Below are 13,702 nucleotides of genomic sequence, written 5' to 3' on the forward strand. Positions count from 1 at the left end.
GCCGTCCGGGCGAGCCTGCCCCGCCGGGTTCGGCGCGAGAGTCCCCATCGCACCGGCCGTTTTCGGCGTTCGCGACGGGCCCGGTCGCACAGGGTAAACAGCCTGGCGACTGGTGACACCGGGGATGATGGGACCCTTCACGCCACCCCCGTGACAGACGGTGTCGAGACGACAGTCCTGGTGCCCCTCGCCCGCGGACCGGAGGCGCACAATGGATCCGTGGCTTTTCCGATCGATGACCTGACCGGGTATTTCTCCGGCGAATGGCAGCTCGCGCGCAAAATCGTCGACGTCGACGGAGCGGCGCTGGGCGAGGCGAGCGGCCGGGCGACGTTCACCTGCGAAGGCGGGGTGCTCGTCTATCGGGAGTCGGGAGAGTTGCAGCTCGGAGCGCATCGCGGACCATTTGTCCGGACGCTGCACTACCGTCCGTCCGGCGGCTCGCGCGCCGCGGTCCACTTCGACCACGGCGGGTTTTTCCACGACGTGGACCTGGCGACCGGCGAGTGGACGGCCGATCATCCGTGCGCCGCCGACTGGTATCGCGGGGCGTACCGCGTGCTCGACGATCGCCAGTGGGAGCAGGAATGGGTGGTGACCGGACCGGCCAAGGACCACGTCATCACCAGCCGGTTCACGCGCGCGGACCGGTGATCCTCCCGGTCTGGCGCAGAATTCCGCACTGCCGCACGTGAGATCCGCCGGATATCGCAGCGAACGCGCTGCGTGAACTACTTCCGCCGGTTGCGCAGGATCACCAGCAGCACCGTGATCGCCGAAATCGCGCAGGCGGCGGCGATCACCATGCCCGCCCAGGCGGGAATCGCGATGCCGGCGATGTTGTCGAACCCGGGCAGGGCTCGGGGCGCGGTGATCGCCACGGGTCCCTCCGTTCGCGTCGTCGGCGTGCAGATCGCTGTCGCGCCGGAGTCTACCTGCCGCCGGCCGCGCGCGTCAGGTCCGAAGTGGACAGTTGCGGTCACCGCTGGTAGTCAACGGATTTTCCGTGCCGAGGCGGCGCGATCCGGTGCGAATGGACCCCTCGCGCCGGTGGAGTCACAGTGCTGGGCACAAGCGGATCTTCGAGGCATGATCGAGGCAAGCGCACGACGACGAAGAGGAGCGCGAGATGAATGTGGCCGATCTGCTCGTGGACGGATTCGGCCGGGTGCGGGAAGTGGTGCACCAGGCAGTCGACGGGCTGACCGCGGAGCAACTGGCGGCGCGCCCGGGCCCGGAGGCCAACTCGATCGGCTGGCTGGTGTGGCATTTGGCGCGGGTGCAGGACGACCATGTCGCGGACGTCGCGGGCACCGACCAGTTCTGGACGGCACAGGACTGGCGCGAGAAATTCGCCCTGCCGTTCCCCGCCGGCGACATCGGTTACGGGCACAGCAGCGACGACGTGGCCAAGGTGCAGCCGAAGTCGCCGGATTTGCTCACCGGCTACTACGACGCCGTGCACGAGCACACGGTTTCGTGGGTGACCAGCCTCAACGGAACGGCTATGGACCGCGTGGTCGACGAAGGCTGGAACCCGCCGGTCACCCTTGGCGTCCGGCTGGTCAGCGTGCTCTCCGACGACCTGCAACACGCCGGACAGGCCGCCTACGTGAGGGGGCTGCTGCTGGGATGACCTGGAGCGGCTGACGCGCTGCGCGAGTGACCTGCTGACCTGGCAGCTCGCGTCGCGGAGTACGCGCACCGCCGCTGCTCTCTCGCTCTGTACCTGGGCCACGAGCTGCCGCACAGTTCGCCCGGCGGGCCGGGGGAGTGATGGCGACGCATGCTGGCCAAGGCGCGATGGAGGGCGCATGGTCAGAGTGGGACTGGCGGCTGCGGCGGGCGTGGTGCGAGCGCGCGGCGAGAGCGGAACCGGTGGCTGAGGCGGGTGCGGTGCGAGAGCGGGGCTGGCGGGTGCGGGCGAGGGCACGTGGCGAAAGCAGGGCTGGCGGCTGAGGCGGGTGCGGCGAGGAAAGGTGGCGAGAGAGCGGAGGGTGGCTGAGGCGGCCGCCGTGCGAGCGTGCGGCGTGAGCAGGACTGGCGAGGCCGCGTGGCGAAAGCGGGGCTGGTGGCTGAGGTGGGTGCCGTGCGAGCGCACGGCGGGTGCAGGACTGGCGGGTGTGGTGAGGGGATGTGGTGAGAGAACGGCCGGTGGCTGAGGTGGGTGCAGTCCGCGCGTGCGGCGAGAGCGGGACTGCGGACTGAGGTGCGAGCGTGAAGCGAGAGCGGGGCTGGCGGCTGAAGCAGGCGTGGTGATGGCATGTGGTGAAAGTTGGCTCGTCGCTGAGGCGAGCGCGCGGCGAGAGCGGGAGTGGCGAGGGAGGTGAGGATGTGCGGTGAGAGGCGGGTTGCTGGCCAACGCGCAGTGAGAGCGTGCAGCGAGCTGGTTGCTGAAGTGCGCGGTGAGAGTGCGCCGTGAACACTGGGCTGGTAGCCGAAGCGGACGCGGCCTCGCGGAGGTGCAGTCCCGCGGAGAACCCCCGCAGTCCCACGCGAAGAAGCCTCGGCCGAGCAGCCAGCCAACCTCCCGGAGTCAGCTGCCGAGCGGTCTCACTCGAATCCGGCGCCCCGGTGGTCCGGCAGTCGGCGCGGGCCGGGGCCGTCTTGGCCTAGGCGGTCTTCTGGGTTGGCCAGGCGGCATTTGGCCAGGGACATGCAGCCGCAGCCGATGCAGTCGTTCAGTTGGTCGCGGAGTTGTTCCAGCTGGCGGATGCGCTGGTCCAGGTCGGAGCGCCAGCAGGACGAGATGCGGGACCAGTCGGCGCGGGTGGGGGTGCGGTCGTCCGGGAGGAGGGCCAGCACGTCGCGGATCTGTGCCAGCGGCATGCCCACCCGCTGCGACATGCGGATGAACGTGACCCGCCGCAGGGTGTCGCGGCGGTAGCGGCGCTGGTTGCCCGCGGTGCGCCTGCTTTGGATCAGGTTCTCGTCCTCGTAGAACCGGAGGGCCGACGCGGGTACGCCGCTGCGGTGGGAGAGTTCGCCCACGGTCAGTTCGGGCAGCTCCGTTTTCGCCATGCGCACAGCATAGCTTGACTTAAAGGGAGCTTGAAGTTCGAGACTCCTTTCCGGAGGCGGGAAACCTGTTCCGCCCCGGAAAAAGGAGAAAAAACGTGTCCGAAGCTCCCGTCCGGCTCGCTGTGCTCGTCGGCAGCGCCAGGGAAGGGCGGTTCGCCCCCACGGTCGTCCGCTGGTTCTCCCGCCAGGCCGACCGGCACGGCGGGTTCGAGGTCGACGTCCTCGACGTCGCCGAGATCTCGCTGCCGCTCGCGATGAACGGCGAGGGGGCCGCGCCCGTCGCTGCCCGGCTCGAGGCGGCGGACGCGTTCGTCGTGATCACGCCCGAGTACAACCACAGCTACCCGGCCGCGCTCAAGAACGTCCTCGACTGGTTCCGCGGCGAATGGCACGCGAAGCCGGTCGCGTTCGTGTCCTACGGCGGGATCTCCGGCGGGCTGCGCGCGGTCGAGCACCTCCGCCCGGTCTTCGCCGAACTGCACGCGGTCACCATCCGCGAAACCGTGAGCTTCCACGGGGTCCACGGGCGGTTCGGGGAGGACGGCGAACCGCTCGACCCTGCCGTCGAGACCGCGGCGAAGGCCTTGCTCGACCAGCTCGAATGGTGGGCTCGCGCGTTGCAGGACGCCCGATCGGTGCGGGCTTACCCGGCGTAGCGGCGCGGGATAGCGCTGGTCGGCGTGGTTGAAGCGCCGGGGTAGCCGTGCGGATGCTGCTCCGGCGGAGTTCGGACGGCTCGCTGCCGTGAACTGCGACGTGTTCCGTTTAGCCGAGGGGTGAGTCCGGGGCGGTGCTGGAAGCCGGTGGTGTGCTGGCTGACGGTGCGGCTCCGTTGGGCGATGCGGTTGCCCTTCCGGAAGAGGGGCGGCCGGACCATGTTCTGGGCCGGAACCGCTGCGATGGAAGAGGAATCCGGCGTTGCGGGAAGCCAGCGCAGTCTTGGTTGGCGACGCTGCGGCTCGGCGGAGCTTCCCGCTGCGATGGCTGAGGCTGGAGCACGCTTCGGTGCGGCCCCGTCCGACAAGGCAGCCAGTTCGGTGCGGCACCGTTCAACAGGGCAGTGAGTCCGGTGCGGCACCGTCCAAATGGGGGCGGCGAGTTCGGTGCGGCCCCGTCCGACAAGGCAGCGAGTCGGTGCGGCACCGGCCAACAAGGCGCTGAGTTCTGTGCGGCACCGTTCAACAAGGCAGTGCGTCCGGTGCCGCCCACCGGAACAGCAAATCCGGTGCGGTGCCGCAAAACCCCAGCGGCACCGCACCGGACCGCCAAAACAGTCAGCCAGCGTGACTGTCCACACCAGATCGTCGGGCGAAAGCGGGAGCGTGTTCCGGCCGCAACCCAACGCCGCCAAGGTAAGCAGTCACCCCGGAAAGCGCCGGGAATCGTTGCACTACCCGCATCGGCGCGGGCAAACGGTCCAGCGTCCCGGCTAGCGCGGGGCGCAGCAGCATCTCGTGTTCACCCCGCTGACTCGACTGCACCGCGACAGTCGGCAACAACCGGCGGCGGCGTACGGCGGCCAGGCGGGACACCGGAACTTCCCCGCGCCGCAACGGTTCCGCGAGGAGTCGTGCGGTGGCGACGGCGTCTTGCACGGCCAGGTTCACCCCGACACCGCCAACCGGCGACATCGGGTGGGCCGCGTCGCCGATGCACAACGCGCCGGGGGCGTGCCAGCGCGGCAGCAGGCCCATGGTCACTTCCAGCAACTTCACGTCGTCCCACGAGCGGACTGCGGACACTTGCGCGGGCGTCCAGCCGAACAACTCGGCCAGGCGTGAGCGGAAGTCTTCGATCGGGCCGGAACGCAGGCGGGCGTCTTGACCTCGGGGGATGAGGTACGAGGTCTGGTAGTAATCGCCGCGGTCCATGGTCACCGAGGCGTATCCGGGGCCGAACCGGGCGAACACCCCCTGTTCGCCCGGTCCGGCTTTCGGCACTCGCACCTGCCAGACGTCCATCGGGACGGCTGTCTCCCGCAATGCGAGGCCGAGTTCTTGGCGCACTTTCGACCAGCGTCCGTCGCAGCCGACGGTGAGCGGGGCTTCGAGTGCGGCAGTGTCACCGCTGTCATCGCGGTAGTTGACGCCCGTGACGCGTCCGCCTTCGCGGCGCAGAGAGGTAACAGAAGCGCCCATGCGCAGGGTGAATTTCGGTTCGGCCGCACCGGCTTCGGCCAGCAGGCCCAGGAATTCGGCTTGCGGGACCATCGCGATGTGCTTGTGCGGGCCGCGCAGTCTGCTGAAGTCGGCGGCGATCACCGTTTCCTCGCCGATCTCCATTTTCATCCGTTCCAGGACCGAACGGGACAGTGCGGCGAACCGGGTGCCGAGGCCCAGTTCGTCCAGCAACCGCAGCGTCGACGGGTGCACGGTGTCGCCGCGGAAGTCCCGCAGGAAGTCGCGGTGCTTCTCCAGCACCACCACCTCGACCCCGGCCCGGGCCAGCAGCAGGCCCAGCATCACGCCTGCCGGACCGCCCCCGGCGACCACGCATCCGGTCCGTTCCATCGGGACCTCCAATCTTAGAGACTCTCTAAGTTTAGAGTAACGCTAAGATTCACGCCATGACCGGGTTGCGGGAAGAGAAGAAGCGGCGGACCCGCCAGGCGCTGATCGAGGCGGCGCTCACGCTGTTCGACGAGCAGGGCTACGACGGCACGACCGTCGCCGAGATCTCCGCGCGGGCGAAGGTGTCCCCGGCGACGTACTTCAACTACTTCGCCGCCAAAGAGGACGTCGTCTTCGCTGACCAGCATCTTTACGACGAGGTGGTGGACGGGGTCTTCGCCGCGGCGGAGCCGGGGACGCCGGTGGCGGAGATGGTGACCAGGACCGTCCACGCGCTGGTGACGGCGGACGCGTGGAGTTTCCCGCTGGACCATCCGCTCACCGAGGTGCGCACCCGGCTGCTGGCCGGGGTGCCCGCGTTGCGCGCGGGGTACCTGCTGCGCAACGCGGCGGTGGGCGATCGGTGGGCGGAGAAGCTGTACGAGACGTGCGCGCCGCAGCTGGACCGGGTCGAGGCGGCCGCGTTGACCGGTGCGGTGTTCGGCGCGTTGGAGGCGGCGTTGCGGCAGGTCCCGGCGGGGGAGAGCGCGACGGAAGCCGTGCTGCGGATCGTCGAACGGGTCGTGCGCGGGTTCGTGCCGGAAGGCTAGTTGCAGTACAGGGATTCGAGTTTGGTGTCCGAGGCGACCACGGTGATCCCCTTGCCGACCGGCTGCCCGGACGCCGCCAGCGACGCGGACACGGTGCAGACCACCTGCTGCAGGCCGACGGGATACAGCAGTTTCATCGATTCGGAGACGGTCACGGTCACCGGCTGGGCCGAGGTGTCGACCGTGACGTGCCGGCCGGGCGAGAGCATCGAGTAGAAGCCCTCTTGTTCTTCCGTACGAGTCGGGCCGCCGAACAGTTCCGTCAGCACCGTCGTGGGGGTCGCGTCCCTCGCCCAGGCACGTTGCACCGGGCTGAGCTGTCCCGCGTACACGAAGTAGAGCGTGATCTGCGGACGCGGCGTGCCTAGCTGGAAGCCGCCGGGAGCGTCGCCGGCGGGGACCACTCCGGTCGGCTGGATACCGCAACCGGCGAGGGCCAAGACAGCAGCGAAAGCGACGAAGCGCCGCAGAAGTTTCATCGCTCCTCCTTCGCGGTGCGGGGCAGCCGGAGAGTGAACCGCGCCCCGTCGCCGGTGTTCGCCGCTTCGATGTCGCCGCCGTGCAGCCGGGCGTTTTCCAGCGCGATCGACAGGCCAAGGCCGCTGCCGTCGGACCGGGCGCGCGAGGTGTCGGCCTTCGCGAAACGGTCGAACACCTTCGGCAGCACCTCCTCGGGGATGCCCGGGCCGTGGTCGGTGACAGTGAGGAAAACGGTCGTGTCGTCGGTGCTCAGCCGGATCTCGACCGGCGGCGCGCCGTGACGCAGGGCGTTGCCGACGAGGTTGGCGACGACCAGGTCGAGCCGTCGCGGGTCCGCGGGCACGGTGACGCTCGGCAGGTCAGCCGCGACGGAGCCGGTCCAGCCGCGGGCGGCGACGCTGTTCGCGACTGCCTCGGCCAGGTCGACCTCCTCGACCCGCAGCTCGGCCCGTCCGGCGTCGAAGCGGGAGATCTCGACCAGGTCCTGCACGAGCCGGGTCAGCCGCCGCGTTTCGGCGGACACCAGGCGCGCCGCCACGGCGGTGTCCGCGGGCAGCTGGTCGGCGTCTTCGTCGAGGACGTCGGTGACCACGTTCATCGCGGCCAGCGGGGTGCGCAGCTCGTGCGAGACGTCCGCGACGAACCGGCGCGCGTCGGCCTCCATTTCGCGGAGCGAGCCGACGGTGCGTTCCAGTTCCGCCGCGGTGTGGTTGAACGTGGTGACCAGCTGGGCCAGTTCGTCGGAACCCTTCGCGGGCAGGCGCACGTCGAGCTGCCCGTCGCCGAGTTTGCGCGCCGCGGAGTTCAGCGCGCGCACCGGGCGCAGCACCTGCCGCGCGGCCAGCAGCGCCAGCGCGACCGCGATCGGCAAGGCCAGCGCGGTCATGACCCACGCGCGCGTCGCCAGCTGCTCGATCGCGGCCTGCTGGGTGGCGAGCGGGACCGTCTTGTAGACCTCGATGCCGGTGTGTTCGCCCTTCGTCGCGCCGTAGCGCAGCAACGGCATCCCGATGTAGAGGACCGGGCGCCCGCCCTCGATGACGCGCTGGAACTGGATGCTGGTCCCGCCCGCGACCGCGGTGCGCAGGCCGCCGGGTATCTCCGCCGGGTTCAGCCCGACACGCGAATGCAGCGATCCGAACACCACGGTCGTGACGCCCTTGAGCGAGCTCGCCATGTTGTCGAGCTGGCGCTGGTCGGGCGGCAGGGTCAGCTGCGGCAGGTACGTCCTGACCTCGTCGCGCAGCTGCACCATCGCCGGGTCCTGCACGCCGGCCAGGATCGTGTTGCGCGCGGACACATAGCTCGCGCCCGCCGCCGCGCCCGCGCCGACCAGCGTCATCGCCGCGAACGCCAGCACCAGCCGCAGGCGCAGCCCGGACACCCACGACCGGAGCCGTTTCACGAGCGGCCGAACCGGTAGCCGAAGCCGCGCACCGTCTGCACGTGGTCCGGCCGCGCCGGGACGTCCTCGATCTTCGCGCGCAGCCGCTGCACGCAGGCGTCGACCAGGCGGGAATCGCCGAGATAATCGTGTCCCCACACCGACGCCAGCAGCTGGCTGCGGCTGTACACCTGGCCCGGCGTGCGCGAGATCTCCAGCAGCAGCTTCAGTTCAGTCGGCGTGAGCGAGACCTGTTCGCCGTGTTTGCGCACCAGCATCCCGGCCCGGTCGATCACCAGGTCGCCGTGCTGTTCGGGGCCCGCGGCGCCGGGTTCGGCGGCGGTGCGGCGCAGCACCGCGCGGATGCGGGCGTCGAGCACGCGCGGTTCGACCGGCTTCACGACGTAGTCGTCCGCGCCCGCTTCGAGGCCGGCGACGATGTCGAAATCGTCGCTGCGCGCGGTGAGCATGATGATCGGCACCTGGCCGAGCGCGCGGATCCGGCGGCAGGTCTCGAACCCGTCGATGCCGGGCAGCATGAGGTCGAGCACCACGAGGTCCGGCGCGCGTTCGCGCAGCTGCGCCACGCCGTCCTCGCCGGTCGCCGCGGTGTGCACGGTGTGTCCTTGCCTGCGCAGCGCCAGTTCCATGCCCTCGCGGACGGACGCGTCGTCCTCGACCACCAACACCACAGCCACGGTGGCCATTATTCGGAATGCCCGCGGATTCGCGCGAGCCGGGCGGATCTTGTAGCGAAACCATGACATGGCCCTGACGAGATCCCGAAATCCCGCGGCCAGGCTCGAAGGCATGGCAGTACTGACTCCTGATCCGCCGACCGTGCCCCTGTCCGCGCCCCGCCACGCACTCGCTCCGCCGCGGCGCTCGCGGACCGCGGTGCTGATCGCCGCGGCGATCGGGTTCGCGGGCGCGTTCGTCGTCGCCTACCTGCTGTTCGTGCGGACCGAGGCCGGGCAGCGCGCGGAGGACGGGGTCGTCCGCTTCGCGCAGGGCCTTCCGCGGTCCACTGTGGACTGGGCGCGGCCGCTGGCCGGGATCGACGGGGTCGAGGTGTTCGGCGCGGCGGGGATCGTCATCGTGGCGCTCGCGGTGCTGCGCAAGCGGTTCGCGCTCGGCGTGACCGCGCTGGTGCTGTACTTGCTGCCGCTGGCCGCCGCGCAGCTGCTCAAGATCTACCTGCTGGACCGGCCGGATGTGGGGTCGGCCGGGGCCCCGCACCACAACAGCTTCCCGAGCGGGCACGTGAGCGCGGCCACCGCAGTGCTGCTGGCACTGGCCGTGGTGCTGCCCGCGCGGTTCCGGACCTGGGTGCTCGCCGTGGGTGCGCCCGGCGTCGCCTGGGTGGCCGCGGCGACCGTCGCGCTCAGCTGGCACCGGCTCTCCGACACCGTGGGCGCCTGCCTGCTGGTGGCCGCGGTGGTGTCGGCGGGCGCGGCGGTCGTCTCGGCGCGGCGTCCGGACGGCAGCCGGATCCCGCCGGTGCGGACGGCGATCGCGCTGTTCGGGCCGGTCGCGGTGGTGCTGGGCAGCTACGCGGTGCTGTCCTCGGCGACATCGGTTCCGGCCCGGTTCGTGGCGGCGCTGGTGCTCGCGGCGCTGAGCGCGGTGGCGGTGGTGCTATTGGCGGCTGGACCGCTCCGGAAGGTGAACTTCGACCCGTCCGGGGCGCGGAACCGGCTCAGCGGAGGGTCGTGAGCGGGGATCTCCCGCATACGCCGCGACAGCCGTTCACGACGGGTTCCGGCGCGGTTTGATCCGCACCGCGGGCAGCGGGGGAGCGGGCAGCCGCGCCGGGCCGCCCGGGTACGGCTCGATCGCGCCGAACTGGTCGGAGTTCGCCTCCCAGGCTTCGCGGTATTCGGCGATCTCGTCGTGGCTGCGGCCGACGAAGTTCCACCACATCAGGATTTCCTCGCCGAACGGCGGGCCGCCGAGCACGATTACCCGCGCCGGGGACGACCCGGGGTTGTGCAGGTCGAGCGCGGTCGCGCCGATGCCGAGGTAGCCGAGCTGGGCCCGCTGCAGCGGCGTGCCCGCGAAGGTGACCTCTCCGGTGTCGAGCAGGACCCCGTGCTCGAAGGACGGATCCGCGGCGAGGCTGAGCGATGCTCCCGGGTCGAGGACGATTTCCGCGCCCAGCAACGGAGTGAAGGTCTTGACCGGCGAGGTTTCCCCGGCCAGCGTGCCGAGGAAGACGCGCGCGGCGGCCCCGTCGAGGGCGGTGGCCGGCGGGACGTAATGCTGGAAGTCGCGAGCGGTGTGCCGGTGCTCGTCCGGCAGCGCGACCCACAGCTGGACCCCGTGCAGCGTCGTGGTTTCCGGCGTCGACACCTCTTCGTGGCAGATGCCGTGCCCGCCGGTCATCAGGTTCAGCTCGCCGGGCCGGACCATGGCGTGCGAGCCGAGGCTGTCGCGGTGCTCGATCTCGCCGGTGAACAGCCAGCTCACCGTCTGCAGCCCGGTGTGCGGATGCGGGCCGACGGACATGCCGCCGCTGACGGAGGTGTCGTCGGGACCGTAGTGGTCGGCGAAGCACCACGCGCCGATCAGGGACCGCTGGCGTTGCGGCAGCGTGCGGCGGACCGGCATCGCGCGCGGGCCGCCGAGCGGCACGGAGCGGGCGTCGAGGATCTCGACCTTGCCGGGGTCAACAGGGTCGCCGCCGCACGCCAGTTCGGCCGGGTCGGTCTCGACGTTGCTCATGCCCGACACGATAACCGGCGGTCAGCGGGCAGGGAGGTTGCGCAGCCAGTCGAGCGCGGTCGGGAGCGCGTTGAGCACCGAGATGTGCCCGTCGCGCGGACGGAGCCACAGTTCGGCGTCCGGGAGGTTCCGCAGGAGCCATTCGCTGTGGCTGGCCGGGACGATCCGGTCCTCGCCGCCGTGCACCAGCAGCACCGGGACCCGCACGTCGGCGGCGGAGAAGCCCCATGGCGCGACGTACGCGAGGTCGTCGTCGGCTTCCGCGGCCACGTCCCCGGCAGCCCCGGCGTCCTCGCCGAGGGGACCCCACGTGCCGCGCAGCGCCGCCCAGTCCGCGTCAGTGAAGCTCGTCGGGTCGAATTCCTGCGTTTCTCCGTGCTGCAGCCGGGTTTCGCGGCCCTTGCGGGCGGCCCGCAGCGAGCTGTCGTCGACCATTCCGCCGTACCAGTCGTACTCCTCGGAGTACGGAGCCAATCCGGCCAGGCACACGGCCGCGGTCACCCGATCCGGCAGCAGCGCGGCACAAGCCAGCGTGTGCGGTCCGCCGCCGGACGCTCCCATCACCGCGAACCGCGGCAGGTCCAGTGCGTCGGCCAGCTGTCGCACGTCGTCGGCAGCCGAGCCCACCGTGCGGCCGACCTGCGGGGTGGATCCGCCGTACCCGGGCCGCGCATAGGAAACGACCCGGAATCCGCGCGCGGACGCGGCCTCGACCACCGGCGGCAGCAGGCGACCGGATTGCGGAGTCCCGTGGTGCCACACCAACGGAAAGCCGTCGCCTCCGCTGTCGTGGACCCGAAGGTTGCGGCCGTTGGGCAGCGGCAAGTCAGTCGTCCCCATGCGGAGGACTCTAGCCACCCCGCCGCGCTCGATCGGCGAAATTGTCCCAAGCCTGGCGCACCAGAGCCGGATGCGCGAGGAGGTCCGACGCGGTGCGCGCCAGCGCCGACGCGGTCGCGAGCAGCACCGTCCGGGCTCGCGGCGACCCGGTCGCCTCGGCGAACGCGCGGCTGCCGACCGCGCGCACCGGATCGTGGAGGGCGACGGACGGGTGGATCGTCGGCATCCGCACGCTCAGGTCGCCGACCTCGGGCCGTCCGGGGATCGCTGCGGACCCGGACGGGGACGCGTGGATCCCGCACGCCGCGAGATGCCGGGCGAAATGCCCGGACAGCACCGGATTGTCCTGGAACCGCGCGTGAATCGGGCCGAACCGTTCGACGTTCGCCTTGGTCCCGGTCGCCATCGCGGCGCCTTCGGCGGCGGTGGTCACTTCGGTGACGACGTGCCCGAGCGTTGCGGAGTCCGGCGCACGCAACCCGAAGCGGGCTTCGGCGAAATCGGGCACTACATCGGTGGATTCCCCGCCGTGCGTCACGATTCCCTGCACCGCCGCGCCGGCGGGCAGCCGGGCCCGCAGCGCGGCGATCGCGGTGAAGACCTGCACCAGCCCGGCGACCGCGTCGGTGCTGTCTTCGGGAGCCGGCCCGGAATTCCCGTGCACGGTTACGCGCAGCTCGGTCCGCGCGGCGAGCGGCGCGGCGGCCCAGGTGTGCACGCCGGGCTGGAAGGTCAGCACCGCGTCGATCTCGTCGCCCGCGCGGTCGGTGACGACGACGGAACCGGATTCCAGTGTCGCGGCGGTGGCGAGCGCGGCGCCGAGCACCGCCGCGGTGACGAGGTTGTGCCCGAACTCCCGGAGCCGGTCGGACGGGAGCAGCAGGGCGACGCACGGACGGCCGGAGCCGTACCGCGCGACGCCGCCGTCGACGGCGAACCCGGCCTCGGCGAGCGGGCCGAGCTCCGGCCCCCGCTCGCCGTCCGGTTCGCGGGACCAGGCCCAGAGCCGCTCGGCGAGCAGCTCGATTTCGTGGTCGGTCCGGTCGTGCCGGTCCTCGTCGGACTCCATGCCGCCCAGGTACCCACCGGGCAGCGATTCGATCCCCTTCGAAAGTGGGTAATTCGGCCGTTGGCGCGCCCCGGGCCGGTGCGCGAGGGTCACGGGCATGACAGCGGGAAGCTACCGGGTGCTGCCGGCCGAGGTGTCGGCGATCGTGAAGAACGTGGAGGGCCTCGGCGCCGCGGCGTTCTCGGCCGTCCGCGACCTCGAGACGCTCGTGATCGACGCCTTGTCGTTCGCGGGCATCGGCAGCGGGGTCGCCGCGGCGAACACCTTGCTGCAGTCGAAACTCGTGTCCTCGCTCGGCGATTTCGTGAAGCTGATCGAACAGGTCAACGGCAAGGTGCAGCACGCGGCGCGGAACTACGCCGACGCGGACACCGCGGTGGCCCAGGGCTACGGCGGCGGCACGGGCGGCGGGGGAGCCGGGGCGGGCGGCGGCGGTGCGGCTGCTGGGGGTGCCGCACCGCAGCAGCTGGACGACCGGGTCGTCGATTCGATCATGCGGTCCGAGGGCGCGACCGGCGAACAGGGCGGCGTGCGCGAGGCGTACGGCTTCCGCGAGAGCATGCACAACGGCTACGACCAGATCATGGCCGCCCGTCAGCAGTACGGCCTCGGCAGCGCCGAAGAACGCGCGGTGGTCGCGCAGCTGATGACCGCGAACGCGCGCCGCGCCGGGGCGATGGAGTTCACCGACGCGGGCACCCAGGCCGCGATCATGTCCGGCGCGCACATGCGCGGCGCGGGCGGCGTCCGGGCGATCCTCAACCACATGGGCGGCGCGGACATCGTGCAGAGCGCGCGCACCCTCGACCCGGATGCTGTGCAGCACTTGCAGAGCCTGACGCCGCAGGAATTCCAGCAGCAGTTCCACGACGCGCGGATCGAATACGACCGCGAGGTCTACGGCGACACGACCACCCGGCAGAACGGGCACACGCAGAACTGGTGGGACCGCTACGGAAACGGCCTGACCCAGCGCTACGACCGCGAGCAGCAGGAGTTCCTGCGGATGTCGCGGTAGTCCCGT

At 71.0% G+C, this 13,702-nt stretch carries 15 protein-coding genes; 6 read left to right on the forward strand and 9 right to left on the reverse strand.

The features are described from left to right. Positions 1–219 precede the first annotated feature (219 nt). Positions 220–654: a DUF6314 family protein gene (locus EIZ44_RS12145; protein WP_134728603.1), complete on the forward strand. Its 435-nt coding sequence runs from the start codon at positions 220–222 to the stop codon at positions 652–654. A 77-nt stretch (positions 655–731) separates the two neighbouring features. On the opposite strand, the gene EIZ44_RS44655 is transcribed toward EIZ44_RS12145, so the two are convergent. Continuing rightward, entirely contained in the window at positions 732–881 is a 150-nt protein-coding gene (locus tag EIZ44_RS44655; RefSeq protein ID WP_158714476.1) for a hypothetical protein, read from the reverse strand. Positions 882–1,129: 248 nt separating this feature from the next. On the opposite strand from EIZ44_RS44655, the gene EIZ44_RS12150 reads away from it, so the two are divergent. Beyond that, complete coding sequence (locus EIZ44_RS12150) at positions 1,130–1,636, forward strand: mycothiol transferase (RefSeq protein ID WP_134728604.1); 507 nt, start codon at positions 1,130–1,132, stop codon at positions 1,634–1,636. A gap of 917 nt (positions 1,637–2,553) precedes the next feature. On the opposite strand, the gene soxR is transcribed toward EIZ44_RS12150, so the two are convergent. Beyond that, complete coding sequence (soxR, locus tag EIZ44_RS12155; RefSeq protein WP_134670128.1) at positions 2,554–3,021, reverse strand: redox-sensitive transcriptional activator SoxR; 468 nt, start codon at positions 3,019–3,021, stop codon at positions 2,554–2,556. A 95-nt stretch (positions 3,022–3,116) separates the two neighbouring features. Between soxR and EIZ44_RS12160 the strand changes: the two genes are divergently transcribed. Next, positions 3,117–3,677 carry an NADPH-dependent FMN reductase gene (locus tag EIZ44_RS12160; protein WP_134670126.1) on the forward strand — a complete coding sequence of 187 codons (561 nt, stop codon included), beginning with the start codon at positions 3,117–3,119 and terminating at the stop codon, positions 3,675–3,677. Positions 3,678–4,295: 618 nt separating this feature from the next. Here EIZ44_RS12160 and EIZ44_RS12165 read toward each other — a convergent pair. Beyond that, positions 4,296–5,531 carry an FAD-dependent oxidoreductase gene (locus EIZ44_RS12165; protein WP_134728605.1) on the reverse strand — a complete coding sequence of 412 codons (1,236 nt, stop codon included), beginning with the start codon at positions 5,529–5,531 and terminating at the stop codon, positions 4,296–4,298. 56 nt (positions 5,532–5,587) lie between these two features. Between EIZ44_RS12165 and EIZ44_RS12170 the strand changes: the two genes are divergently transcribed. Further along, the gene (locus EIZ44_RS12170) at positions 5,588–6,181 is read left to right on the forward strand and encodes a TetR/AcrR family transcriptional regulator (RefSeq protein ID WP_043835741.1); all 594 of its coding nucleotides are present in this window, start codon (positions 5,588–5,590) and stop codon (positions 6,179–6,181) included. Here EIZ44_RS12170 and EIZ44_RS12175 read toward each other — a convergent pair. Genes EIZ44_RS12175 through EIZ44_RS12185 form a run of 3 tightly spaced genes read right to left on the reverse strand, consistent with a single transcriptional unit; the run spans position 6,178 to position 8,743 of the window. Further along, the gene (locus tag EIZ44_RS12175) at positions 6,178–6,660 is read right to left on the reverse strand and encodes a hypothetical protein (protein WP_134728606.1); all 483 of its coding nucleotides are present in this window, start codon (positions 6,658–6,660) and stop codon (positions 6,178–6,180) included. The two genes, EIZ44_RS12170 and EIZ44_RS12175, sit on opposite strands and share 4 nt — an antisense overlap. Continuing rightward, positions 6,657–8,003 carry an ATP-binding protein gene (locus EIZ44_RS12180; RefSeq protein ID WP_205673122.1) on the reverse strand — a complete coding sequence of 449 codons (1,347 nt, stop codon included), beginning with the start codon at positions 8,001–8,003 and terminating at the stop codon, positions 6,657–6,659. Before EIZ44_RS12180 ends, EIZ44_RS12175 begins: the two co-directional genes overlap by 4 nt. A 59-nt stretch (positions 8,004–8,062) precedes the next feature. Beyond that, positions 8,063–8,743, reverse strand: a complete 681-nt coding sequence (locus EIZ44_RS12185) for a response regulator (RefSeq protein WP_043835782.1) — start codon at positions 8,741–8,743, stop codon at positions 8,063–8,065. Between the two features lie 112 nt (positions 8,744–8,855). Between EIZ44_RS12185 and EIZ44_RS12190 the strand changes: the two genes are divergently transcribed. After that, positions 8,856–9,761, forward strand: coding sequence for a phosphatase PAP2 family protein (locus tag EIZ44_RS12190; protein ID WP_134728608.1), 906 nt, complete (start codon positions 8,856–8,858; stop codon positions 9,759–9,761). Positions 9,762–9,794: 33 nt separating this feature from the next. Here the strand turns inward: EIZ44_RS12190 and EIZ44_RS12195 are convergent, their stop codons facing one another. From EIZ44_RS12195 to EIZ44_RS12205, 3 genes are read right to left on the reverse strand one after another with little or no spacing between them, the layout of a single operon-like run. Beyond that, positions 9,795–10,769, reverse strand: coding sequence for a pirin family protein (locus tag EIZ44_RS12195; RefSeq protein ID WP_134728609.1), 975 nt, complete (start codon positions 10,767–10,769; stop codon positions 9,795–9,797). A 21-nt stretch (positions 10,770–10,790) separates the two neighbouring features. Further along, positions 10,791–11,609, reverse strand: a complete 819-nt coding sequence (locus EIZ44_RS12200; protein ID WP_134728610.1) for an alpha/beta fold hydrolase — start codon at positions 11,607–11,609, stop codon at positions 10,791–10,793. A gap of 10 nt (positions 11,610–11,619) precedes the next feature. Continuing rightward, a complete protein-coding gene (locus EIZ44_RS12205; RefSeq protein WP_240691274.1) occupies positions 11,620–12,777 on the reverse strand; it encodes a zinc-binding metallopeptidase family protein in 1,158 nt (385 codons plus the stop codon). Between EIZ44_RS12205 and EIZ44_RS12210 the strand changes: the two genes are divergently transcribed. Further along, positions 12,776–13,696: a hypothetical protein gene (locus EIZ44_RS12210; RefSeq protein ID WP_134728611.1), complete on the forward strand. Its 921-nt coding sequence runs from the start codon at positions 12,776–12,778 to the stop codon at positions 13,694–13,696. The two genes, EIZ44_RS12205 and EIZ44_RS12210, sit on opposite strands and share 2 nt — an antisense overlap. Positions 13,697–13,702 lie beyond the last annotated feature (6 nt).

It is taken from the genome of Amycolatopsis nivea (assembly GCF_004522235.1).
In the GTDB taxonomy this organism is placed as follows: domain Bacteria; phylum Actinomycetota; class Actinomycetes; order Mycobacteriales; family Pseudonocardiaceae; genus Amycolatopsis; species Amycolatopsis nivea.

Bases quoted from the DNA above. Each gene is read 5' to 3' on its own strand.
- EIZ44_RS12150 (WP_134728604.1), top strand. From the start codon at position 1,130: ATGAATGTGGCCGATCTGCTCGTGGACGGATTCGGCCGGGTGCGGGAA.
- soxR (WP_134670128.1), bottom strand. From the start codon at position 3,021: ATGGCGAAAACGGAGCTGCCCGAACTGACCGTGGGCGAACTCTCCCAC.
- EIZ44_RS12165 (WP_134728605.1), bottom strand. From the start codon at position 5,531: ATGGAACGGACCGGATGCGTGGTCGCCGGGGGCGGTCCGGCAGGCGTG.
- EIZ44_RS12170 (WP_043835741.1), top strand. From the start codon at position 5,588: ATGACCGGGTTGCGGGAAGAGAAGAAGCGGCGGACCCGCCAGGCGCTG.
- EIZ44_RS12175 (WP_134728606.1), bottom strand. From the start codon at position 6,660: ATGAAACTTCTGCGGCGCTTCGTCGCTTTCGCTGCTGTCTTGGCCCTC.
- EIZ44_RS12180 (WP_205673122.1), bottom strand. From the start codon at position 8,003: ATGACGCTGGTCGGCGCGGGCGCGGCGGCGGGCGCGAGCTATGTGTCC.
- EIZ44_RS12190 (WP_134728608.1), top strand. From the start codon at position 8,856: ATGGCAGTACTGACTCCTGATCCGCCGACCGTGCCCCTGTCCGCGCCC.
- EIZ44_RS12195 (WP_134728609.1), bottom strand. From the start codon at position 10,769: ATGAGCAACGTCGAGACCGACCCGGCCGAACTGGCGTGCGGCGGCGAC.
- EIZ44_RS12200 (WP_134728610.1), bottom strand. From the start codon at position 11,609: ATGGGGACGACTGACTTGCCGCTGCCCAACGGCCGCAACCTTCGGGTC.
- EIZ44_RS12210 (WP_134728611.1), top strand. From the start codon at position 12,776: ATGACAGCGGGAAGCTACCGGGTGCTGCCGGCCGAGGTGTCGGCGATC.
- EIZ44_RS12205 (WP_240691274.1), bottom strand. From the start codon at position 12,777: ATGCCCGTGACCCTCGCGCACCGGCCCGGGGCGCGCCAACGGCCGAAT.